Below are 25057 nucleotides of genomic sequence, written 5' to 3'. Positions count from 1 at the left end.
CTGCTTTACTTAATCAGCCCCGAATAAATCTCGGGTATATACTTTTTCTTGTACATCTTGAAGTTCAACCGCCATACGGTTCGAAACAATCACATCAGACATCGCTTTAAATACATCAAGATCTTTGATGACTTTAGAATTAAAGAATTCATCTTCTTCCAGTACCGGTTCAAACACCACCACTTCAATGCCTTTGGCTTTTATGCGTTTCATGATGCCTTGAATACTGGATGCGCGGAAATTATCAGATCCTGATTTCATAATTAAGCGATAAACGCCTACAACTTTAGGCTGTTTAGCAATAATTGAATCAGCAATGAAATCTTTACGTGTGGTATTCGCATCTACAATCGCACCAATAATGTTATTCGGTACATCACGGTAATTCGCGCGTAATTGCTTAGTATCTTTCGGTAAGCAGTAACCGCCATAACCAAAAGATGGATTATTATAATGATTGCCAATGCGAGGGTCTAAGCCTACGCCTTCGATAATCTGACGACTATCTAAGCCTAATGCTTCTGCATAGCTATCAAGTTCATTAAAATAAGCCACACGCATCGCAAGGTAAGTATTGGAAAATAATTTTACCGCTTCTGCTTCTGTAGAATCTGTAAATAAAACGGCAATATCTTGTTTCTCAGCGCCTTGTTTTAATAACTCAGCAAAAACTTCAGCTCGCTCAGAACGTTCACCGACAATAATACGAGAAGGGTGTAAATTATCGTACAGAGCACGACCTTCGCGTAAAAACTCTGGCGAGAACATAATATTTGTAATGCCGAACTGTTTTTTAATACTTTCTGTATATCCAACAGGCACGGTTGATTTAATCACCATGGTCGCTGATGGATTTTTCTCGATCACATCTTTAATAACGGCTTCTACTGAGCTGGTATTAAAGTAATTTGTGATCGGATCATAATCAGTTGGGGTCGCTATAATGACAAATTCAGCGCCATCATAAGCATGTGATGCATCCGTTGTTGCTACAAGGTTCAATACTTTATGCTGTAAAAACGCTTCAATTTCCGTATCAACAATTGGAGAGAGACCTTGATTAATTAACGCAACTTTCTCTTCAATAATATCGAGTGCAACAACCTCATTATGCTGAGATAACAGCACCGCATTAGACAGACCGACATAGCCGGTTCCCACCACAGTAATTTTCATTACCTAACCTCAATGAATAAATGTGCAAGTAACTGTAATTCAACCCTTGCCTACTGACTTTAGTGTAACTGAAAACATGTTAAAAAAACAAAAGCAGCAATAACTAACAACTATCTCACTGTATTATTGAAAAAGAGTGAATAAAAAAAGAGCCATAATCACTTATGGCTCTTTCTTAATATAAACGGTGAGTAATTAAATACGATTACGCTTCGTATTTCTTAATCACTAGTGTTGCGTTAGTACCACCAAAACCAAAGCTGTTAGACATAACAGTCTTCAGTTCAACATCACGCTTCTCAGTCACAATATCAAGACCTTGTGCTGCTTCGTCTAGGTTATCAATATTGATGCTTGGTGCAACAAAACCGTGCTCTAACATCAATGTTGAATAAATCGCTTCGTGCACACCCGCCGCACCCAATGCGTGACCCGTCATGGCTTTTGTTGCAGAAATTGCAGGGCTGTTTTCGCCAAATAGCTCTTGGATTGCACCTAACTCTTTCACATCACCAACAGGCGTTGATGTACCGTGAGTATTGATATAGTCAACAGCCGCATCTAGATCTTGCATCGCCATCTTCATACAACGAACTGCGCCTTCACCTGAAGGTGCAACCATATCGTAACCATCAGATGTTGCGCCATAACCGACGATCTCACCGTAGATTTTTGCGCCACGTGCTAGTGCGTGTTCTAGCTCTTCAACCACAACCATACCGCCACCACCAGAAATCACGAAACCATCGCGATCAGCATCATAAGTACGTGATGCTTTTGATGGATCATCATTATATTTGGTTGATAGTGCGCCCATTGCGTCAAACATCATCGTTAATGACCAATCTAGCTCTTCACCACCACCTGCAAAAACAACGTCTTGTTTGCCCAGTTGGATTAGCTCTAATGCGTGACCAATACAGTGTGCAGATGTTGCACATGCAGAGCTCATGGTGTAGTTAACACCACGGATCTTAAACGGTGTTGCTAAACACGCAGAAACCGTTGAAGACATTGTACGGGGTACCATGTAAGGACCCACACGTTTCACGCCTTTTTCACGTAGCGTATCAACTGCAATGTATTGGTTATGCGAAGACGCGCCACCTGAACCTGCCACAAGACCAGTACGCTCATTAGAAACTTGATCTTCAGCTAAGCCTGAATCGGCAACCGCTTGTTCCATTGATAGGTAAGCAAAAGCGGCAGCGTCACCCATGAAACGCATTTTTTTACGATCAATATGTTCTGCTGGGTTAATTTTCAAATCACCCCAAACATTTGAACGTAGTTTCATTTCAGCAAACTGCTCAGAAAAATTAATGCCTGACTTGCCTGTTTTCAATGACTCTAGTACTTCTGCAACGTTGTTACCAATACTAGATACAATGCCCATGCCTGTAATTACGGCTCGTTTCATGATGACTTCCTACTAAAATTAATTGGATATAGCCTAACCGTGAGCTATCTCTACGGTGGATTTTCTCCCAAACGGCTTTAAGATGCGCGTTCATAACAGCAATTTTACCGTCTTAACGGAACATCATATCTTAAAGCGGTTTGGCGTTTGTTATACCGAGATAACAGAGCTATCGACTATAACGGCTTTAGTGGTAAAAAGTGGTCAGCTTTCCTGATATTCGGGTACAATCGGTTCAAAATTGCCATTTCTTTCTATATTACGCCTAAAAGTGGTGATATTTAAACCAAGTTTTTCATAATCGTTTGTCCGTTATAAAAGAGGTTTCCCTTTTGTCTTCTTCACAACAAGAAAAATCCCCCTTACAAATTGAAAATGCCGTTCTTGATTGGAATGATGTGGGAACCCCCGTCTCAAATAACTTTGATGATGTCTACTTCTCCAACGTTAATGGATTAGAAGAAACGCGCTATGTTTTCATTAAGCAAAATGGCTTACCTGAGCGCTGGATTGACGGCGATCGACGTCGTTTTGTTATTGCAGAAACAGGATTTGGTACCGGATTAAACTTTTTAGCCGTATGGAAAGCATTTAAAGATTACCGCTCTCAACACCCTGATGCCACAACCACTGAGCTACATTTTATCAGCTTTGAAAAATTCCCGGTAACTCAGCAAGATTTGATTAAAGCCCATCAAGCATGGCCTGAACTTGCTGAGTTTGCAGAGCAACTTCATGCCCATTACCCACCCGCTATTGCAGACTGTCATCGTATCGTATTAGAAGATGGCATGATCACCTTAGACCTCTGGTTTGGTGATATTAAAGATTGTATGCCTCAAGTATGGGTTGGCGATGAGGGTATCGTCGATGCATGGTTCCTTGATGGTTTTGCCCCTAGCAAAAACCCTGAAATGTGGAATCAAAACTTATTTAACGGCATGGTTAAAATGGCACGTAAAGATTGTAGCGTAGCAACCTTTACCGCTGCGGGCTTTGTTCGTCGAGGGTTAATAGAAGCCGGTTTTGATATGCGCAAAACCAAGGGCTTTGGTACTAAACGTGACATGATCGTAGGTCACGTTGTTGAACGTCAGCATAAAACGAATATTATGCCTTGGTATAATCGTGAAGCACAGACAGAGCCAAACGCAAATATTGCGATTATTGGTGGTGGTATCGCATCTGCAACTACCGCACTGTCTTTGCTTCGTCGAGGTCAAAATGTCACATTATATTGCGCTGACAATGAACTTGCTGAAGGTGCATCAGGCAACCGACAAGGCGCTGTCTACCCGCTATTGAATGGCAATAATGATAAGTTATCCCGTTTTTTCTCTAGCGCTTTTATCTATGCACGACAACTTATAGAGCAAGCCGCAATTCACAGCGATTTTAGTCATAACTGGTGTGGCGTAACTCAACTGGCGTGGGATGATAAATCAAGCCATAAACTCGCAAATATCATCAATGGTGGTTTTGCATCTGAACTTGTTCATCATCTCGATAAGGAACAAACCAAACAAATCACGGGTATTGAAACCGGTTTTGAAAGTGTTCATTACCCACTTGGCGGATGGCTATCACCTAAAGAGTTAACCACAGCGTTAATTGAACATGCCGTTAATGAAGGGAAACTGACGCTACAAACACAAAAAGAATTATGTCAGCTAGAACAAGTTAACAAAACTCAATGGCAACTGACTTTTACAGATGGTAGTGAAACGCGGCATAGCACAGTTATTTTGGCTAATGGTCACCGCTTTAATCAATATCCTCAAACCCAGCAGATCCCTGCTTCTTCTGTACGCGGGCAAGTCAGCCACGTGCCGACCAACCCATCACTGGGCGAGCTAAAAACGGTGCTTTGTTATGACGGCTATCTCACTCCAATAAACCCAGAAACCCAAAGCCACTGCATTGGAGCAAGTTACGATCGTCGTAATATTGATCTTAATTTTAATGAAAACGACCAACAAGATAACAAGCAACGGTTAGTAAACTGCTTACCTAATGTTGAGTGGCCTAAACAAATTGATATCGATGGCTTTGATGTTCACAACAGAGCACGTGTTGGTATTCGTTGTGCAGTACGAGATCACTTACCGTATGTGGGTAATGTTTGTCGTTATGATGATTTATTACAGCAATACGATGATCTTAGAGATAATCAAACGTCAGCGAAAGCTGCCCCAATCTATAGCAATCTTTTTGCTATTGTTGGTTTAGGCTCTCGTGGATTAAGCTCAGCACCATTACTCGGTGAACTCTTAGCATCGCAAATTTGTGGTGACCCACTACCACTACCACTTGACGTACTTGAAGCGCTCCACCCAGGTCGCATGTGGGTTAGAAAGCTACTTAAAGGCAAAGCAATTCAGGCACTATAAATTAATAAAAAAGCGCAATGACTATCCTCTAATTACTAGCGGATAACTTATTGCGCTTTCTTTATTTTACCGTTACTTCAATTCTGCCGACATAACATTCATTAGTTCATTATTTTCATCGCCAGATAAATCCCATACAAAAAGACCTGCAAGCTTGTTTTTCTTCACCCAATCAGCTTTGGCTTTTACCGAGCGTGAATCATCATAACTAATAAAGACTTGTTTCTCTTCATTCCACAAGTAAGGTGCCTCAGCTTTCTCGTCATAACCTGAGATATAGCCTTGTGCTTTTGTATAGTTACGTTTTAAGTCCCAATACATAAAGTAACCAGGCTCTTGTGCTGACGTACCAAAACTTGCACCTTGCGTAGAAGAAAGCTCTTTCGGAATGGCTTTGCCATCAAATCCTTTGGTTCCTTCCCAGCCTCTACCATAAAATGCCGCACCAACAACTAATTTATCAGCAGGGATCCCCAGAGAAATCATTTTATTCACAAAGACATCGGTGCCCATTCCCCACCAACCATTATCCGTTGCATGAAGATTAGTTAAATGCCCTGTTTGTGTCCCCCATCCACCTAAATAATCATAAGTCATCGCAAACATATTAGTTAAGTGCGGAGCAACAGCAGCCCAATCAATTGACTCTGCTTTACTTCCTACACCAACAGCAGTAGAAAGCTCATATTCACGCCCTGTTTTTTTCTCTAAGTTATCTAACTCTGCACGTAGTGTTTTAACTAAATGGGTATACGCTTCTTTTTCTGATGCTTTCTGCTCATCCGATAATTTAGTATCAGGATTCCAAGGAGAGGTTGTTAAACCGCCACCACCTGGGTACTCCCAATCTAAATCAATACCATCGAAAAAATCATACTGAGCAATAAGTTCAACAGCTGATTTTGAAAAGTGCTCAATCGATGCTTTATCTTTTGCCATTGCATGGAAAGGTTCAGACATTGTCCAACCACCAAAAGAAGGCAATATTTTTAATTCCGGCTTTTCATTTTTTAAATCTTTAAGCTGAGCAAAATGTCCTTTATAAGCAACCTTAGCTTTCGTCGGCCCAAAATCTTTCTGTAATGCTGATACTTGATCAACTATCACCGCACTAAAAGGCTCTTTACCCTGACATGCAGCTTCAATTTGTTTCTGTACCGCATCACTCGCACCTTGATGTGGACCACACATGCTTAAAAAAGCATAAATAACATGAGTAAGCTTATCTGCAGGAATATCTTTAACAGTATAAGGATTAGCTTCATTATTGTATTGCCAGTCGGCAAAGTAACCCGCAACAACAGGAGAATCAGCGGCAACGGCTGAAGAGCTTAATAGAGCGGCTATCGTAAGAGGTAAAATCGCTTTCATAAATGTCCTTATTTATCATTATAACTAGCGGCTAATGCTTTTAGCTTCACAATAAAAACAGAACAACAGCTAAGATAACAATAAGCCAATATAGAGTAATGACTACCTTAGTTTGAAGATTGATAAGAAGGGATAAATAAAAAGCGTAAATACTAAATTTTAGATATTTTTCAGATTCAGCTCTTATTTATAATTGAAATGAAATTTAAACCATTAATTTTATTCAATACAAAGCATCTTATTATATTGAGAGCAAACAGCGTAATCACTCTCAAAATAAAGACATTAGAAATACTATTGAATTATATTGCTATTCATGAGCAGCAATAATGATATGGGCTTCGGGCTTACAGTCTTGTAAACATTTTGCCAGTTGTGTTTGCGCAACAACATCACCATGAACAACACGGATCACAGAGGGACCCTCATTGATCCCAGCAACAAACTTGACCAAATCATCTTGCGCAGCATGAGCCGAATAACCTGACATTTGATAAATATTGGCTTTAACATCTATTACTTTATTATGTATTTCAACCACTTCATCGCCATCACATAACGCACGTCCCAGTGTTCCTTCTGCTTGATATCCAGCAAAAATGACATCCGTTCTGGAATCTGGCAATAACGCTTCTAAGTAATTAACAATCCGTCCGCCTGCACACATTCCACTTGCGGCAACGATAATCGCAGGCTCCCCTGAATACTTTAAACGATTAACTAACTCGATATGATCTTGATGTGTTTCTATCGTAATACACTGTTCAAAAGAAAGAGGGTGACGCCCCATATAACGTCGATCTTTTGCTTCTTTTGACCATAACTCTTGAAAATGGCGATATTGCTCCGTCACCTTCAAGGCTAACGGTGAATCTAAGATCACGGGTAACGATTTCCAGCGTCGATAGGTATTATCATGACTAGAACCTGTTAACACATCGGCTAATATATTCTCAATATCAAATAATAGCTCTTGTGTACGACCTACACTAAAAGCAGGAATTAAAATTGCTCCGCCATCTTGTAATGAATGTTCTATAATTTTCCGCAAATGAGCTTCACGTTGCTGGGTATCATGTAGGGCTTTGTCACCATAAGTACTTTCAATCACAAGCACATCGGCTTTTTCAGGAGAAACAGGATCGGTTAATAGTGGTGTATTACAAGGACCGAGATCGCCACTAAATACTACAGTATTTTGTTCTGGAAGCTCGACTTCTATATAGGCAGAACCTAGAATATGACCGGCTTGACGAAAGCGAACAGAGACACTATCTCCATTTAATAAAACGACTTTCGCCCAACAATCATAAGGAACAGGACGTATTCTTTGCTGAATAAGTTGTGTAAATTGCTGACATTGCTGAGAGTTAAAACCTAATTGGATTTTTAAACCATCTTCAAGCATTAATGGCAATAATGCTGCCGTTGCTTCTGTCGCATAAATTGGACCGGTAAAACCAGCGGCAAGTAACCATGGTATACGACCAATATGATCAATATGGCTATGAGTGATCAAGAGCGCTTCAATACGTTTAACATCGAATTCAATATCAAACTTATTATTCTTACTTTCAGCACCCTGAAACAGACCACAATCAATTAATAGGCTGCTATTACCAATCACTAACTCATGGCACGATCCTGTTACGCCAGTTTTTGCTCCATGGTGAATAATATCCACGAACATTCCTTGTGTTTATATTTCGTCCAATTTTTGATAATGACAGAGCCATTACCATGATAGAAATATTAACAACTAGAATCGGATCAGGCTCACGAAATCAACGAAAAACAATCTTGTAACACGCAAATAACGCACTACTGACTCAATAAATAAACCATATTTATAAACGGAAGATTAAAGTTTAGCCACCCACGCTTGTGAGGCTTGTTCAACTAACATTAATGAATGCTCAAACGCTTCACGACTTTGACGGTATGGATCAGGAATATCACGCTGACCAATCCATTGCCCGAATAGCATGGTTTTACCTCGCGCTTCAGGCGCAATATTGGTCACAGCTTCAATATGGCCTTTTTCCATCACTAGAATTAAATCATATTCATGACATAGTTCAGGCGTTAGTTGCTGTGCTTGGTGATGGGACAAATCAACATCATATTGCTCCATCACCTCACATGCCATCGCATCAGCACTCTTGCCAATTAACCCACTTTTTTGAGTTGCAATACCCGCAGAGGCGATATGTTTCGCTGGCAACTTTTTCTGCAAAAGACGTTCACCCGAAGGAGAGCGACAAATATTGCCAACACATACCGCGAGGATTTTGTTGAACATGGTTAACTCCGTTTAATTATATTCAATAATCGAAAGTAAACAAAAAGGCCAAGTAATATAGTACTTAGCCTTTCATTTATTTTCTAATTTTCTTCTACGTTAAATTATTTTATTTAACGTTTTTATTAAACGCACTCTTTAATAAAACAATTGCAACACCGAGCATCATACCAAGTAAGAAACCTAATACAGCAATGAGTGGACGCTTTGGCTTATCACGACTGATTGGGTAATCAGTATTTTGTAAATAGCGAACACTTTGTAAGGCTAGATTATGATCCATTTTAATTTTAGAGAGTAACTCTAATTTAGTTTGAATAATTCCAAGCTGAGGCTGGAACACACTAAGATCTGTAATTTTTTTAAGAACCTTACTTTTTTCAGCTAGAGCTTCTGTTCCAAGCTCAATTTGGAATAACTCACCATTATTCATATCGGCTAATGGTTTAGTTACATCAGCTGATTTAGCCATATCTAAAGCATAATTTGTTTTGATTAATTCATTTGCTAGCTGTTGCTTAGCATTTGCCTCTAACGATATTTTGTTAGCTTGTAAAATTTGTTGGTGGTATGAAATTTTAGCATCAAGTTCATCAATTAAATCATTACGAACTTTATTTGAAATAGCGTCTGAGTACGCAACTAAAAGATCGTGTGCTAATTTTGAAGATGTTGCTTCAAAGCTAAGTTGATAAATGCCTGGTTGATTTTTTTTATCTGGTTGTGATGCTGAAATTCTTTTTGCCCAACGAGTGATAAACAGTGCTTTTTTTTCATCAGTAAGCTTTGCTTCATCAGCATATTGCTTCATGATCTCATTATTTTCAATAAATGCTTTTTTATTATCAAAAGCATTAAACTCAGTAATGTAATCATTTAATAAAGCACCACTACTCAAAACTGCATTTATTTTTGAAGGGTTATTAATGACAGCATATAGGTTTGTTATTTGACTCCGAATATTAGCGGTATTTTGGTACTGTCCTGCTGTTATAACAGCTTTCGATGTCCACCACTGCTGAGCCGTGAATGCATAAACAATCGCACAAATAGTAAACACAATTGTACATAAAGCTATTGTCACTTTACCTTGCCAAATTGTTTTGACTAACTCAACTAAATCAATCTCATCACTTGGAGAGTTATTTACAGCTTGAATATCACTCATTATTTTTCCACAAACCTAAAAACTAAGCCGAAACTTTTTGCCACATTTGGCACACAAGAACATAATCTGATGGAGAAAGCTCACTTTTTGCATCAGCAATGCTTCGCTCTACTTTTTCCTTCATTGCTGACAGTTGTGATTCATTTTCTAATTCACAATCAGCAGCCGCTAATGAAATATGCCCACGCAAATAACCACCAGCAAACAGCTCATCGTCTGTTGCAGTGTCTATCCCATCGTCGATAAGCTGCAATAGCCTCTCTTCATATTCTTGAATTGTCATTTCCTATCCTATACACAACACATTTCATTATATCGAACGTGTTATGTGAAATCCTGTTCTGTTAACTGTTTAATACCATAAAAAACTCGAAATGCATCAGATAGCATTTTTGCTCGTTCTGGAACTCCGCACTCTAAATAGATTAGCACTTGTTCACGTACTTTTAACGTGAACGCTACCCTATCAGGCTCACAGTCACCACTCAAGTTGTCACAGCTTACTTGGAATTTAAATCCGCAACTTGCTGATAAAATCCACTCTATGGCCTGTGGTTTAATCTCTACTTTCTCGAATGCTGCTTGAACAGCTTCAGAGCGTCCATCAGGTTCATACCAATAACCATAATCCTCTAATTTGCGTCGTTCAGCACCTGCGATACACCAGTGTGCTAACTCATGCATTGCCGAGGCAAAATAGCCACGAGCAAAAATTATCTGATTATGCTGTCGCTCACTAGAAGCAGGCAGATAAATTGGCTCTTCACCGCCTAGAAGTAACTCTGTATTGAGACTGTCTAAAAATAACCCATTGAAAATAACGATTAAGTCGTTGTAATCATGTCTCATACTAATGGTAACTTCTAAAATACATAACTTATCGATTATACAATGCAGTGAATCTAAGTGCGAATATTCTTAAGGTGACAGACTATGACAAACGTCATGTTATTGTCATTTTATAAAGAGATGACAATTTTTGCTTACTTTTCAGTCAACTATTCTAATAAAAATAAGAATACGCCACTCAAAGCATAACAAACTTAAATACTCAGCTATTAATTTAGGATGAATTAAATTCATGCATAACCATTTTCTTTTCATTAGAAGTAGATGACTATCACAAATACAATCAGTTCAATTTCTTTTTGGACGATGAATATCATGCTGCTTTCAATTTTATACATTATTGGCATTACTGCAGAAGCAATGACCGGTGCATTAGCAGCAGGTAAACGCCACATGGATTGGTTTGGGGTAATGCTGGTTGCAAGTGCTACTGCAATTGGTGGCGGCACGGTACGAGATATTTTACTCGGTCACTATCCACTAGGTTGGGTAGCTCACCCACAATATTTAGTGATCACGTGCGTTGCAGGGATTTTAACTACCTATTTTGCCCGTTGGGTAGTTCGTTTTCATAAAGTGTTTATCTTGCTCGATGCTATCGGCTTAATCGTGTTTAGCATTATTGGATGCCAAGTTGCAATGACAATGGGGCTTTCTCCAATTATTTGTGTTGTTGCGGCGGTAGTGACAGGCGTATTTGGTGGTCTGCTACGTGATATGATCACTCGCCGTAAACCTATGGTGCTACATAAAGAGCTTTATGCATCGGTCGCATTTATTGCAGGTATTATGTATTACGCCATGTCGTATATAGGTATCCATCCTGATATCACCACACTCATTACTTTAATTACAGGTTTTAGTCTACGCATGGCTGCTGTCTATTTTAGCTGGAGCTTACCTGTGTTTGAGTTTAAAGAAGAAACCTTCCACTAAAGCTCAACGTATTATTAGATAAAGCAAAGCCACGCTGAATATGTCAAGGCGTGGCTTTTATATATCAATTAGTTTATTTGGTTAAATCTTCGGTGTATCTGTAGCAACATCTGCGTTTTGACCACGATGACGTAATAGATGATCCATTAAAGTAATCGCTAACATGGCTTCAGCAATAGGTACCGCACGAATGCCAACACATGGATCGTGGCGACCTTTCGTCACAACTTCCGCTGATTCACCCTGCTTAGTAATGGTTTCACCCGGAACCGTAATACTTGATGTTGGCTTAAGCGCAATATGTGCCACAACATCTTGACCAGATGAAATACCCCCTAAAATGCCACCAGCATGATTAGTTTTAAAACCTTCCGGTGTCATCGCATCACGGTGTTCGCTTCCACGTTGTTCAACCACATCAAAGCCATCACCAATTTCCACACCTTTTACCGCATTAATACTCATTAAAGAGTGCGCAATATCGGCATCCAAGCGATCAAAAACGGGTTCGCCTAAACCAACAGGGACATTTTGCGCAACCACGGTAATTTTCGCACCGATTGAGTCGCCTTCTTTTTTCAGCTTACGGATCAATTCATCGTAAGCTTCAACTTTATCGATATCAGGGCAGAAAAAGGCGTTTTGCTCGATTTGCTCCCAATCTACTTTATCTATTTTTACGTCACCCATTTGTGATAGGTAAGCGCGTACTTCAATGCCATGTACTTGCTTTAGGTATTTCTTTGCCACAGCACCTGCAGCAACACGCATTGCCGTTTCACGAGCAGATGAGCGACCACCGCCACGATAATCTCGTACCCCGTATTTTTGATGGTAAGTGTAATCGGCATGTCCTGGACGGAATAAGTCTTGAATATTCGAGTAATCTTTAGAGCGTTGATCGGTATTTTCAATCAATAGACCGATAGATGTGCCCGTTGTTACACCTTCAAATACGCCAGATAGAATTTTCACTTCATCCGGTTCGCGACGTTGCGTGGTATATTTTGATGTTCCCGGACGACGGCGATCCAAGTCATGCTGCATATCAGCTTCAGTTAATGCGAGTCCCGGTGGGCAGCCATCTATAATACAGCCCAGCGCCAAGCCATGGCTTTCGCCAAATGTGGTGACGCGAAATAGTTGTCCAATCGTATTTCCTGCCATTACTTCCTCTGTGATATCTCTATGCTTACATGCATTTTTAATTTTTACTAATACAGACATAGTGCAAAGTTGTCCGATAGATTGCAAGAACAAGTGTACAAATTGCCGCCAGTGCCATCTTTCCAAAACAAAAAAAGCGACAGGCTTTCACCTATCGCTTTTATTTAGCTCTTTAAATTAGAGGTTAAGCTGTTGCTAATGCTCGTTCAGCCTTCGCTTTACGTACTTTCTTAAGTGTTACCGCAACAAGAGCAGTAACGACCATACCTGATGCCATACATAGTAGGGCAAGAACTGGTTTGTTCATCGCACCCAGTAGAGCAACAACTGGACCACCGTGTGCCACGCTGTTGGTAATACCGAAAGAGAACGCCATCACTGCAGCAACCATACTACCTAACACGTTTGCTGGAATCACCGACAGCGGATCTTGCGCTGCAAATGGAATTGCACCTTCAGAGATACCTACTAAGCCCATTGCACCTGCCGCTTTACCGGCTTCAACTTCTGATTGCTCAAAGATATTTAACTTACGACCAAGTACTGTTGCTAAGCCCATGCCTAAAGGAGCGACTGGAATAGCACATGCCATTGCACCCATGAACTGTGTATGGCCGTTTGCAATCATACCAACAGAGAACAAGAACGCGACTTTGTTAAAGGGACCACCCATATCAAAGCCAGCCATACCACCCAGTACAATACCGAGTAATACTACGTTACCTGTGCTCATTTCAGTAAGCATGCTGTTCATGCTATCCATTAATCCAGCGATTGGCGCACCAATAACGAAGATAAATAAGCTAGCGATAAACAAGGTACCCGTAATTGGCGCAATAAGAATCGGCACTAATGGCTGCACCATCTTATGGTAATTACGTGTTGCAACCCAGCGAACGAAGTAACCCACCAGCAAGCCCGCAACAATGGCACCAATAAAGCCAGTACCCGCACTTGCGTCATAAAATGAACCGTTATTAGCAATCCAACCACCGATAAAACCCGGTGCTAACGCAGGACGATCACCAATCGCAAAAGCAATGTAACCCGCAAGAATTGGGATCATTAAAGTAAACGCAACAACACCAACATCGAGCACTTTTTGCCATAAACTACCCGCAGGGATCTGCATACCGGCATCTGTGGGTTGACCACCAATGGCCAGTGATAATGCGATTAACAAACCACCGGTAACTACAAACGGGATCATGTGCGATACACCGTTCATCAAATAACGATATAAGTTCGAACGGGTTTGCGCGACTTTGCTTTCGCTAGAATCAGAGGTGTCATCACCATCAGCTTCATAAGCTTTCGCTACTAATGCTTGTTGAATAAGACCTTTTGCATCTTTAATTGGCGCTTTTACGCCAGTTTTAATCAGTTTTTTACCAGCAAAGCGAGCCATATCGACTTGCTTATCACAGCTAACCACTATCGCTTCTGCACGAGCAATTTCTTCAGCTGTTGGGGAGTTTTTGACACCAATTGAGCCATTAGTTTCTACTTTTACTTCATACCCAAGCTCAGTACCGGCTTTTTCTAATGCTTCAGCGGCAAGGTAAGTATGAGCAATTCCAGCAGGACAGCCAGTCACACCAATGATCAAACCTTTCGTTTGAGCTTGCGTAACGACTTGCTCTTTTTCTTCAAGCAATAAGGCTAAGGCTTCTTTTTCAGTCTTAGCGGCTAAGAACTTCTCAACAAAACCATCTTCAATCAACTTTGATGAAAGTTCAGCTAAGACTTCAATATGATGGTTATCGCCGTTATCAGGTGATGCGATCATGAAAAACAGTTGTGATGGTTTGCCGTCTTCTGCGCCGTATTCAATACCGGCACGGCTAACACCAATCGCTACCGCAGGCTGTGCAACGGCTGCACTTTTCGCATGAGGGATAGCGATCCCTTCTTCAAATCCTGTATTGCCTAATTCTTCACGTGCTTTTACATCAGCAATGAATTGCGTTTTATCAGCCACGCGCCCTTGCGCTGCCAATATTTCAGCCATTTCATTAAACACGTCATCTTTGGTTTTCGCCTTAAGATTAAGGTTAATTAAGCTTTCGTTGATCAAGGAAGTGATCATGTTCTATCCCCAAGAATTATTTTTATCGCCCATCACACTACGCTTGATGGATTTGAGTATGGGAATATTGTCTAGTGTTTGGCTGCTTCAAAATAGAGCATAGAAAAGGCTTTAACTGGATAAATGTAACCTTAGAACAAGGATGTGAACTATCACACATTTTACTCAAACATCAATAAACTGATAGGGTAAAGATTAAAATCTTTTTTTATCAATCAATTAAGGTTAAATTAAAGTTTAAATATATACAAAAAACTATAGCGATAAATTTTTATTAACTAGAAATAACACACATCCAACATTCCATCTCAGCCTACTTTTAGTGAAAGACTTCACACTATCAAAAACAAAAAAAGCGACAGAATATTCTGTCGCTTTAAATAAGTGCTAGGACGTTAGATCTGCTTAGTTGTAGGCGCGGGCAAAAGTACCAACACAAGTGACTTGATACTGCTCAGTATAAGCCGGAATAAACACTGACTGACCTTTCTCTATTTCAACACTATCACCATTACTATGAGTCAATGTTACAGGTGCATCAATAGCAAAAACGATTTCAGCACTATTCACCGTAAGACGAATATTGTCTACTTGCTTGTAAACACTGAACTTAAAATCAGGAACAGGGATAGCGTAATGTAAACCATTTTCTGCTTGTGTTGGGGCTAATAGCAATGAATCAAACGCCATTGGCGTAAAATAGGTGTTTGCAACTAGCTCAGGTACATCCATGTATTTTGGCGTTAAACCAGCGCGCAATACATTATCGGAGTTCGCCATGATCTCTAAACCCGTACCTTTAATGTAGGCATGTGGCGTACAGGCACTCAAAAACATCGCCTCACCCGGTTGAAGGGTTAATACATTTAACATTAACGGTGCAAATAAACCGATATCACCAGGATATTGCTCAGCTAACTCTGATAATAAAGCAAACAATGGCTGATCTTTATGTGCTTCACTGTAAGCCAATAATGCGTTTACCGCTGAAGCTTTTTGCTCACCTTCTAGCGATAACATTGCCGCAAAGAAATCACGTAAGCCCGCTTCCGTTTGATTTACATTAAATGCAGCGACTAGCTCACTAATAGTCGTAATTTCAAGTGCATTGAACTGCGCAGCAATATCTTCAATTTGGCGGAAACCATTCATCGCTTGGTACGGCGTTAACGCAAAGACTAACTCTGGCTTGTGGTTTGGATCTTTGTAATTACGGTTCGCCGCATTACGCGCAATGCCCATTTGCTCTTCTTTCGCAAAGCCGACTTCTGCTTGCTGCTTATTTGGGTGAACCTGAATAGACAGTGCTTTTTCTGCCGCTAACACTTTAAATAAATACGGCAGCTCACCAAATTGTTGCTGGGTTTGCACACCAATGATCGCATCCGGATCCGTTGCAATAAAGTCAGACAGCTTTACCGCTTTTCCCTGCATTTCAATTTCAGAGCAGCCATTCGCATGAGCGCCCATCCATAATTCTGCTTGTGGTTTCGCTTCAGGGTTTGCGATACCAAACAAAGATTCAATCGAGGTTTTACTTCCCCATGCATAATCTTGAATCACGTTATTCATTTTAAAAAACACAGGACAGTGAATTCCAGCCATATTCATTCCTAAATTTATTATCGTTGTGCATCGATGAAGATAAAATCGTATTCCACTTAGCAAATCTGAAAAGAACTAAGAGGAATGCCATTTAAGCAATGCTAAATGTTACATAAGTCAAAAAGTGGTACATCAATCAGATCACCATAAGCCCTTATTCGATATAATCCATTAAGTGAGTTATGTTTTACGAAATATTGCTCTGTACTATAACAAAAATAGCCATAAATATTTATTGCTAACTCACAATTCCTCACAACATTGGGCGACTTAACGCAAATTATGGATACCGTATTTCTTAATCTTATTGATTCTATTCTCGAAGAACGAGAAAGCTTTAACCATATTTGGTTTGCTAATGATCACACCACACCGCCACAATTTAGTTACCAAGTGAATTTCCCTCGTCTTGAACTCGTGCTTAAAGGCGAATATGTGAATCAATTAGAAGACGGTGAGTATGGCATTCGAGATATTAACTTAATGCTGGGTGATGCTCTGTATATTCCACCGAACTGTTGGAATAAACCCAATTGGGATACGGAATGCTCGGTATTGAGCCTACTGTTTGGTAAAAGACAAATTGGTTTCAGTTTAGTCAGCAAAAGCAAAGACAATCCTCACTTTTTTGATGTGCAAAAACACTCAATCCAAGCCGCGACAGGACATGCTATTGATCCTATTTTATCGGCATTGAATATGCTGGCAAAAGAGCCAACGAAAAAACCAATGGATGAATACCTATTGTTAGCGCTCCTCAGCTATAGCCGCTCTATGCTCAATACCCCAGATAGAGTGAAAAAAAATCGTTGTGAAGATCTTTATCAAGGGATTTGTATTTATATTCAAGAGAATTTTCACCGCGCGATCAGCCGAGAATCTATTGCTCATCGTTTTAACATTACCCCCAATCACCTCTCGCGCTTATTCAGACAACAGGGACATATGCGATTAGCAGATTACATCTGCTGGGTACGGTTAGAACGCGCAAAATTTATGCTCAGGAAATACAATTTTCGTTTAGCGGAAGTAGCAACCCGATGCGGGTTTCAAGATATGAATTACTTCTGTCGGGTATTTAAAAACAAAACAGGCCGTACACCAACTGAATATCGTAGCCTTTAATCAGACGCTAGCATCGCCTCAATGATCAGCGCTTGTATAACATTACTATCAGAAGCTTGGCGTAAAGCATCTGCATAACGATCTTGTAGTAGTCGCTTTGAAAACCGAGAAAAAGCCATGAGTACAGAACGCGATAAGGGCTTAGGTAATACCATCATCAATACCTTGCTTACATCTCCTCGTGCGCTGTGCCAATTCATTTGCTGACAACAAGAAATCACCATCGCAGGCTGAGTAATAGGTTCTATCATCACATGGGGCATCGCAATACTATTGCCCATTACAGTAGCAGAAATACTCTCACGTTTTTCTATCGCAGCTAACACCTCTTGATAATCATCGACTTTAATCACTTTTTCATCCACCAGCGAGCGCGTCATCGTTGCTAATAATTGTGCTTTATTATCGGCTTGAATCTGTTTTGGCGTGATAAAAGACAGAGGAAAATCCAGCATTGTCATACGCTGTTTTAAAATAGCATTTCCCTTACTATCGCTCGATGGCAACAATAACGGACAAGCATATTCGTGAATAATATCAGTCAGCACCAATAGGGCTAATTCAGCATCCACGCCTGTAATAACGAGCTGACACAATTGATAAGGCTTACTTGCAAGCGTTGAAACGCGCAGAGGCTTGGTTACCGATTCAGATCGTAACAATTGCAAGTTAAACACCTGCACATCGGCAGTAAAATAGCTGGCGAGCTTTTTCAATTTGTCTAACTGATAAAGGGGTAATCCACTATGACCACAATAGAACGTAAGGCGCCTTTCCAACATCGTAATGCTCTGCTATTGGGTAATTAATTGCTGGCAACGTTTTAGCACAGCTTCTGGATCAACCAAGACCTCTTCAATAGTAACACAATGGATTTTACTGCCTGTGAATCGGCTACGCTGCTCTACTTCAATATCTGAAGCAATCAAGGTTAAATCTGCTTTAGCTATATCTTGCAGTGTTAACTGATCTTCAATCCCCATCGCACCTTGGGTTTCAACGTGGATCTGAATTCCCATTTTATGAGCCATTTTATTTAGCGCATCTGCTGCCATGTAAGTATGGGCGATCCCCGTAGGACAAGCTGTTACAGCAACAATTTTCATGCTCTTTCCTTATCAATATCATCGCGAGTAACGACTACAAATAAAAACGCCCTTTAAACTATCTACTCTGTCTAGAGAACGTATAGAAAACTAAAGGGCATTATTTATCTATTTAAGTGAATTAATCTTCTCTTTTAGATTTCCACTTTTTGATGCCAGTACTTTTACCACCAAAACTTGGTTTTGAATCACGATCTGAAGGACGCGCTGGACGACGATTATCATTACGTCCCTGACCACGCTGTTGGCGCGCTTCACCACCTTCTTCATTGCGGCGATTTTGACGCTGACCACCAGGACGACGAGTAAATTCCCCCGTACCACTGTAGGTTTTAAACGCTTTTTCTTGAGCACGCTTTTCATTACGCGCTTCTTGCTGGCGGTGATCGTAAAGTTTCGCATCAGTGGCTTTAGCAATTTTACGACCTTCAGCATCAACTTTTGATGCTTCTTCAGTACCTGATGATTGTGCAATTAAGCGGTTAATTTCACCGATTTCATCATCAGTTAAGTAACGCCACTTACCATTAGGTAATCCATCAATCGTGATGTTCATAATGCGTACTCGGCGAAGCTTATAGACTTCATAACCAAGCGCTTCACACATACGACGGATCTGACGGTTCAAACCTTGAGTTAGCACAATACGGAAAGAGAAATTCGTTTCTTTCGTTACCTTACAAGGTAGGGTTACCGTATCTAAGATCTCAACACCTGATGCCATTTTCTCTAAGAATTCTGGCGTGATCACTTTATCAACACGGACTACATATTCTTTTTCGTGAGAGTTACCCGCACGTAGGATTTTATTAACGATGTCGCCATCATTCGTTAAGAAGATCAAGCCATCTGATGGCTTATCTAAACGACCAATAGGGAAAATACGCTTGCGGTGACCAATAAAATCAACGATGTTACCTTCGATATGACGTTCGGTGGTACAGGTGATCCCAGTTGGCTTATTTAGCGCGATATAAATTGGACGCTCTTTGCTACGAAGTGGCTTATCATCAATAAGCACATCATCGTTATCCATTACTCGTACGCCCATCTCTGGTTTTTGACCATTGATAGTGACGCGTCCCTGATCAATCAGCTTGTCCGCCTCACGGCGTGAGCAATAGCCTGTATCACTAATGAATTTATTAAGACGAACCCCTTTTGGGCTCTGCTGTTCAGTTGGATTCTGTGACATGGTTTTCTTCTATAAAGGGCTTTAGGACGATCAGGGTAAAAACTGCAAACGTGCAGTTTAATTACTCGATAGTTATCTATGCAGAAGTTTAACTGATTGCTCACTAAAGAGGTAGTCGCCGTAAGCTTGCACCGATAAAAAGGTAAATAAAAAGGCGACAAGGTTTATCCTTATCGCCTCTTATTAAGCTAACTCTTTAATAGCATTCTCTATAAATAGATCATCTATTTAGGTAAATCACCATGGCTAATACGCCCTGTGTAATCATGTTGCAGCTCTTTTTCTAACAAGCTTTCGACATAACCCGGTGATTTCGTCTTACCAGCCATTAAACGGTACATTGCAGGAATAACAAACAAGGTCACTAAGGTCGCGAACGCCATACCGAAGAACACCACTGTCCCCACAGAGATACGGCTTTCAGCCCCCGCTCCCGTCGAGATAATCAGCGGAATTGCGCCAAATAAAGTCGTAAATGCAGTCATCAATATTGGACGCAGACGACGTACTGACGCATCAATGATCGCTTGTTCAAACTCAACACCTTTATCACGCAATTGGTTAGCAAATTCTACAATCAGAATACCGTTTTTAGTTACCATACCAATAAGCATGATCATACCAATTTGACTGTAGATATTGAGCCCTTGCCCCATTAACCATAACCCAGCTAAGCCACCGAAGATCCCCATAGGAACTGTCAACATCACCACCAGCGGGTTTACAAAGCTTTCAAACTGCGCAGCAAGAACTAAGTAAGCCACTAGCAAAGCTAAACCAAAGACAATGGCAATGCTGCTTTGATTGTCTCTAAAGTCTTTCGACTCTCCCGCATAGTTAATCGTAATATCCGATGGCAACTTCTCTATCGCTTGTTGATCCAAGAAATCCAACGCTTCCCCTAAGGTGTAACCTTCAGACAAATTCGCCGTTAACGTGATCGATTTCTGTTTCTGGTTATGGCTAAGCTTCTGCGCTGAGGCGACTTCATCAATCGAAGCAACGGTATCAAGCGTGACAAGTTGACCATTTTTCGCACGTAAATAAATCTGACTAAGATCAGCAGAGCTATTAAAACGATTCTCGTCACCACGCAGGTAAACATCGTATTCTTCACCACGCTCAACAAAAGTAGTTTCACTACGTCCGCCCAACATCACTTCCAGTGTTTCTGCAATATCTGAAACCGGAATACCTAAATCCGCCGCACGCTGACGATCAATATTAACCATTAACTCAGGCGTCGTTTCTGCATAATCTAAATCAACCCCTTCCATCATTGGACTGTCTTCTGCAATGTGTTTTAGCTCCGAAGCCCACTTAAACAACTCTTGATAATCAGAGCCACCGAGCACAAATTGAACCGGCTCAGAAGAACCACCACGAAAGCCTGGCATAATTGGAATAACACGCACATCAGGAATTCCCGTTAGTGCTTTACTCACAATGCCTAATGCTTGTTGTGCCGACACACTGCGATCTTGCCAATCTTCTAACTGCATGATCACAAAGCCTGTTTGATCTCCTGCTCGACCACCAAACGCGGGTGATTGAATACTGACAGATTTCAATACGCCTTTGCCCAACATTGGCAGCAAACGGCTTTCAACTTCATCCATATTGCCGATCATACGGTTATAACTGGTACCTTCTGCACCTTTTACAAAGGCAAACAATACACCGCGATCTTCTTGTGGCGCTAATTGAGCAGGGATCACCTTCATCAACGCGGCACTTGCGCCAATACACGCTAATACAACAATCGGTGCGATAAAGCGTTTTTTAACCGCAAACGTAACACCTTTGCGGTAGACATTTTCAAGCTTATCAAACTGACGATTCACCCATAGGTTAAAGCGAGTTGGTTTTACATTGGCTTTTAAGATTTTACTCCCCATTACAGGCGTTAAAGTTAACGCAATTAATGAAGAGAAGATGACCGCCATCGCAAGCAATACTGAGAACTCAGTAAATAAGCGCCCTACCATGCCTTCCATAAAGGAAATCGGTAAGAACACCATCACCAGTACCGCTGTGGTCGCAATCACCGCAAACCCCACTTCACGGGTACCTTTAAAAGCGGCAAGCAATGGTGATTCACCGCGCTGCATGTGATGGAAAATATTCTCAACCACCACAATGGCATCATCGACCACCAACCCAATAGCAAGAATTAATGCCATTAAGGTCAGCAAGTTGATTGAAAAGCCAAAGAAATACGCGGTAATAAACGCTGAAATTAACGATACTGGCACCGTTACCGCTGGAATTAAGGTTGCGCGAGCTTGTCCAATAAAGACATAAAGCACCAAAATAACCAAAGCACCCGTGACTAATAATGTGCTGTACACTTCACTGATTGAGCGATCTATAAATACCGTCGCATCATAATCAACCGTTAAACTTGTCCCTTCAGGTAAGAACTTCTGCATTCGCGCGACTTCTGCGCGAACATCTTTTGCCACTTCTAATGGGTTAGCATCAGACATAGTGACAATACCCAAACTTAAGTTAACGACTCCGTTGCTTTTAAAGGTTGAATTTTCGTTTTCTGCACCAATCGCAACATCAGCCACATCTTTTAAGTAAATCGGCGTACCATTTTCTGTGGTTCTAACTGTCAGGTATTTAAAATCATTAGCCGTGCGATATAAACGGGCCGTTCGCACAGCCATCACAGTTTGGTCATTACGTACTTCACCACCAGGTAATTCAACGTTTTCATCACGTAACGCGTCAATAATATCTTTGGTGGTAACACCGCGACCTGCCATTAATTCAGGTTTCAGTTTTATGTACATCACCTTATACAGGCCACCACTTAAACTGACTGAACTCACCCCATTAATTAAGCTGAAACGATCTTCCAATACTCGCTGGGCGTAATCCGTTAACTGCGTACGATCCATCTCTGATGAGGATAAATTGATATAAACGGCAGGCTCACCTGAACCATTGTCTTTCGACACAATAGGATCGCTCGCATCATCCGGTAGACGTCGTTGAGCACGGGCAACCGCATCACGCACATCACTGACACCTTCGGTAAGGTCCCAATCCATCGAAAATTCAATCGAAATACGTGACATGCCATTTCGTGTTATCGAGGTGATGTTGTCAATGCCACTAATACCTGACAACTCATCTTCGATCGGAGTAGTAACTTGGCTTTCCATTACCGTCGCTGATGTGCCGTCATATGTAGTCATCACGGTAACAACAGGGCTTTCTACATCAGGCATTTCTCTTATGGCTAATTTAGAGAAAGACACCACACCAAACACACACAGCAATAAGCTTAAAACAATGGCAACAACAGGGCGTTTAACCGAAATGTCTGATAACCACATTAGCTACTTGCTCCATGCTGTGAATCATTCTTTGTTGCTGTTATATCCGAAACTTTTATTCCATCTCGCATATTCACTAATCCTTGAACAACAATACGATCGCCAATCTCTACCCCCTTATTAACGACCACGGTATTATCAATACGGGCACCAAGCTCCACTTCAGTTCGATGGACTTTTTGTTTATCGTCAACAAGGTAGATAAAGCGTTTAGTTCCTGAGTATTCAATCGCTTGAACTGGAATTACCGCTTTAGGTTGTGGGACAAAACCTATATCTGCAGCTAACAGCATGCCAGGCTTAAGTGAATTATCTTTGTTATCAAATACCACTCGAACTTTGATATTTAAAGAATCGGTTTGAACACGTGAATCAATCGCTTGTACTTCACCATTAAACACACGATCAGGCCATGCTTGGCTTGTTGCGATAACTTTCATTCCCGGTATAAGGTGTGAGAGATATTGTTCAGGAACAGGAATGTCTAATCGCATTGTCGAAAGATCGTCAAACGTCAACAGTTCCACGCCTTCAGCAACACGATGACCTTGGCTGAAATCAAAGAGTCCAACTGTGCCATTAAAAGGCGCACGGATCATATGATCATTAAGCTCAGCACGCGCCGCTTTTAAACGAGCTTGAGCGATATTGACACTGGTCGTCTGCGCATCAATTTCTGTTTGAGTGATAGCTCCACGTTTCACTAAGCGTTTAAATTCGTTTAATTTACGTTGCTCGTCATTGAAATAGGCTAGAGCTTCATCAAAAGCCGCTTTTGCTTTGTCATCATTAAGTTGAATTAATAGCGTGCCTTTTTGAACACGTTGATTTGGTTTAACCTCGATGTTTTTAATCTGTGCAGATGTTTCTGCTGCAATATTTACAGAGTGCTCAGCTTGCAACTTTCCAGTTAAAGAAAGTGATTGAGCGATAGGCATAGAAGAGACCGTTCCCGTCGTGACACTCACAACACGGCTTGATCGCGCATCCTTCTTTTCTTGCGCAGCATGAGAGGTTCCCTGAAAGTAGAAGTAACCACCAGATAACACTGCAGTTACTAATATTGCTACGGCCATTTTTTTCATTATCAACACACCATAAATAATCCTGCCGCAATCATATCTGAATCTACGGTTTAGCAACGTCAAGAAATGTAAATATAAGCAACAATTGGTAATCTGATGAAAATTCAGGCAAACACTCAGTATTTAAAAGAAAAGTCTTTACAGGATCCGAATGTTTGCTATTATCCGCCCCGCACTTGTGGTGGGGTTCCCGAGTGGCCAAAGGGAGCAGATTGTAAATCTGCCGGCACTGCCTTCGAAGGTTCGAATCCTTCCCCCACCACCATCTAATTTGAAAAGCTGTCGCCACTGACGTCTTTTCTGGCGAAAGCCAAATATAGCAACACCCCGTGGTGGGGTTCCCGAGTGGCCAAAGGGAGCAGATTGTAAATCTGCCGGCACTGCCTTCGAAGGTTCGAATCCTTCCCCCACCACCATCTAATTTGAAAAGTTGTCGCCACTGACGTCTTTTCTGGCGAAAGCCAAATATAGCAATACCCCGTGGTGGGGTTCCCGAGTGGCCAAAGGGAGCAGATTGTAAATCTGCCGGCACTGCCTTCGAAGGTTCGAATCCTTCCCCCACCACCATCTAATTTGAAAAGCTGTCGCCACTGACATCTTTTCTGGCGAAAGCCAAATATAGCAATACCCCGTGGTGGGGTTCCCGAGTGGCCAAAGGGAGCAGATTGTAAATCTGCCGGCACTGCCTTCGAAGGTTCGAATCCTTCCCCCACCACCATCTAA

19 protein-coding genes and 4 tRNA genes are annotated in these 25057 nt (G+C 41.1%); 7 read left to right on the top strand and 16 right to left on the bottom strand.

Annotation, left to right across the window (positions count from 1 at the left end; genetic code table 11):
* Positions 1-9 precede the first annotated feature (9 nt).
* Positions 10-1176 (bottom strand): nucleotide sugar dehydrogenase, encoded by a 1167-nt coding sequence (locus C9J41_RS02845; RefSeq protein ID WP_107294184.1) that lies wholly within the window; start codon positions 1174-1176, stop codon positions 10-12.
* A 205-nt stretch (positions 1177-1381) separates the two neighbouring features.
* Positions 1382-2596, bottom strand: coding sequence for a beta-ketoacyl-ACP synthase I (fabB, locus tag C9J41_RS02840; protein ID WP_107294183.1), 1215 nt, complete (start codon positions 2594-2596; stop codon positions 1382-1384).
* A gap of 332 nt (positions 2597-2928) precedes the next feature.
* Here fabB and mnmC point away from each other — a divergent pair, with 332 nt between their 5' ends.
* A complete protein-coding gene (mnmC, locus tag C9J41_RS02835) occupies positions 2929-4986 on the top strand; it encodes a bifunctional tRNA (5-methylaminomethyl-2-thiouridine)(34)-methyltransferase MnmD/FAD-dependent 5-carboxymethylaminomethyl-2-thiouridine(34) oxidoreductase MnmC (RefSeq protein ID WP_107292391.1) in 2058 nt (685 codons plus the stop codon).
* A 72-nt stretch (positions 4987-5058) separates the two neighbouring features.
* Here the strand turns inward: mnmC and C9J41_RS02830 are convergent, their stop codons facing one another.
* The 6 genes from C9J41_RS02830 to C9J41_RS02805 all read right to left on the bottom strand — a co-directional run bounded on the left by C9J41_RS02830 (position 5059) and on the right by C9J41_RS02805 (position 10676).
* On the bottom strand, positions 5059-6357 hold the full coding sequence (locus tag C9J41_RS02830; RefSeq protein ID WP_107292390.1) for a glycoside hydrolase family 18 protein: 1299 nt from the start codon (positions 6355-6357) through the stop codon (positions 5059-5061).
* Between the two features lie 310 nt (positions 6358-6667).
* Positions 6668-8041 (bottom strand): MBL fold metallo-hydrolase, encoded by a 1374-nt coding sequence (locus C9J41_RS02825; protein ID WP_107294182.1) that lies wholly within the window; start codon positions 8039-8041, stop codon positions 6668-6670.
* Between the two features lie 177 nt (positions 8042-8218).
* Positions 8219-8659, bottom strand: a complete 441-nt coding sequence (locus tag C9J41_RS02820) for a phosphotyrosine protein phosphatase (protein WP_107245730.1) — start codon at positions 8657-8659, stop codon at positions 8219-8221.
* A 109-nt stretch (positions 8660-8768) separates the two neighbouring features.
* Positions 8769-9827 (bottom strand): LPS O-antigen chain length determinant protein WzzB, encoded by a 1059-nt coding sequence (locus C9J41_RS02815; RefSeq protein WP_107294181.1) that lies wholly within the window; start codon positions 9825-9827, stop codon positions 8769-8771.
* A 22-nt stretch (positions 9828-9849) separates the two neighbouring features.
* Positions 9850-10110 (bottom strand): YfcL family protein, encoded by a 261-nt coding sequence (locus C9J41_RS02810; RefSeq protein WP_107206032.1) that lies wholly within the window; start codon positions 10108-10110, stop codon positions 9850-9852.
* A 41-nt stretch (positions 10111-10151) separates the two neighbouring features.
* Positions 10152-10676 (bottom strand): elongation factor P hydroxylase, encoded by a 525-nt coding sequence (locus tag C9J41_RS02805; RefSeq protein ID WP_107260062.1) that lies wholly within the window; start codon positions 10674-10676, stop codon positions 10152-10154.
* Between the two features lie 315 nt (positions 10677-10991).
* On the opposite strand from C9J41_RS02805, the gene C9J41_RS02800 reads away from it, so the two are divergent.
* A complete protein-coding gene (locus tag C9J41_RS02800; protein ID WP_107206460.1) occupies positions 10992-11612 on the top strand; it encodes a trimeric intracellular cation channel family protein in 621 nt (206 codons plus the stop codon).
* An 81-nt stretch (positions 11613-11693) separates the two neighbouring features.
* Here the strand turns inward: C9J41_RS02800 and aroC are convergent, their stop codons facing one another.
* The 3 genes from aroC to manA form a co-directional block, all read right to left on the bottom strand.
* Positions 11694-12779: a chorismate synthase gene (aroC, locus tag C9J41_RS02795; RefSeq protein ID WP_107206030.1), complete on the bottom strand. Its 1086-nt coding sequence runs from the start codon at positions 12777-12779 to the stop codon at positions 11694-11696.
* Between the two features lie 184 nt (positions 12780-12963).
* On the bottom strand, positions 12964-14868 hold the full coding sequence (locus tag C9J41_RS02790) for a fructose-specific PTS transporter subunit EIIC (RefSeq protein WP_107294180.1): 1905 nt from the start codon (positions 14866-14868) through the stop codon (positions 12964-12966).
* Positions 14869-15273: 405 nt separating this feature from the next.
* Positions 15274-16473 carry a mannose-6-phosphate isomerase, class I gene (gene manA, locus C9J41_RS02785; protein WP_107294179.1) on the bottom strand — a complete coding sequence of 400 codons (1200 nt, stop codon included), beginning with the start codon at positions 16471-16473 and terminating at the stop codon, positions 15274-15276.
* Positions 16474-16755: 282 nt separating this feature from the next.
* Between manA and C9J41_RS02780 the strand changes: the two genes are divergently transcribed.
* The gene (locus C9J41_RS02780; RefSeq protein WP_107291051.1) at positions 16756-17598 is read left to right on the top strand and encodes a helix-turn-helix transcriptional regulator; all 843 of its coding nucleotides are present in this window, start codon (positions 16756-16758) and stop codon (positions 17596-17598) included.
* On the opposite strand, the gene C9J41_RS02775 is transcribed toward C9J41_RS02780, so the two are convergent.
* The 5 genes from C9J41_RS02775 to C9J41_RS02755 form a co-directional block, all read right to left on the bottom strand.
* Positions 17595-18275 (bottom strand): PTS sugar transporter subunit IIA, encoded by a 681-nt coding sequence (locus C9J41_RS02775; protein WP_233217661.1) that lies wholly within the window; start codon positions 18273-18275, stop codon positions 17595-17597. The genes C9J41_RS02780 and C9J41_RS02775 overlap by 4 nt on opposite strands.
* 117 nt (positions 18276-18392) lie before the next feature.
* Positions 18393-18704, bottom strand: a complete 312-nt coding sequence (locus C9J41_RS02770; RefSeq protein WP_107206025.1) for a PTS fructose transporter subunit IIB — start codon at positions 18702-18704, stop codon at positions 18393-18395.
* Between the two features lie 121 nt (positions 18705-18825).
* Complete coding sequence (gene rluF, locus C9J41_RS02765) at positions 18826-19899, bottom strand: 23S rRNA pseudouridine(2604) synthase RluF (RefSeq protein WP_107206024.1); 1074 nt, start codon at positions 19897-19899, stop codon at positions 18826-18828.
* A gap of 224 nt (positions 19900-20123) precedes the next feature.
* Entirely contained in the window at positions 20124-23249 is a 3126-nt protein-coding gene (locus C9J41_RS02760) for a multidrug efflux RND transporter permease subunit (protein ID WP_107294178.1), read from the bottom strand.
* Positions 23249-24334 (bottom strand): efflux RND transporter periplasmic adaptor subunit, encoded by a 1086-nt coding sequence (locus C9J41_RS02755; protein ID WP_107260054.1) that lies wholly within the window; start codon positions 24332-24334, stop codon positions 23249-23251. Before C9J41_RS02755 ends, C9J41_RS02760 begins: the two co-directional genes overlap by 1 nt.
* A gap of 180 nt (positions 24335-24514) precedes the next feature.
* Here C9J41_RS02755 and C9J41_RS02750 point away from each other — a divergent pair.
* From C9J41_RS02750 to C9J41_RS02735, 4 genes are all read left to right on the top strand, one after another.
* Positions 24515-24599, top strand: a tRNA-Tyr gene (locus C9J41_RS02750).
* A 66-nt stretch (positions 24600-24665) separates the two neighbouring features.
* Positions 24666-24750: transfer RNA gene (locus C9J41_RS02745), tRNA-Tyr, on the top strand.
* Between the two features lie 66 nt (positions 24751-24816).
* Positions 24817-24901, top strand: a tRNA-Tyr gene (locus C9J41_RS02740).
* 66 nt (positions 24902-24967) lie between these two features.
* Positions 24968-25052 (top strand) — tRNA-Tyr (locus C9J41_RS02735).
* Positions 25053-25057: the final 5 nt, after the last annotated feature.

Origin of the sequence: Photobacterium sp. GB-50 (assembly GCF_003026755.1) — a bacterium.
Taxonomy (GTDB): Bacteria; Pseudomonadota; Gammaproteobacteria; order Enterobacterales; family Vibrionaceae; genus Photobacterium.
The sequence above is the reverse complement of the archived record's forward strand: the minus strand, read 5'-3'. Positions and strand labels throughout refer to the sequence as shown.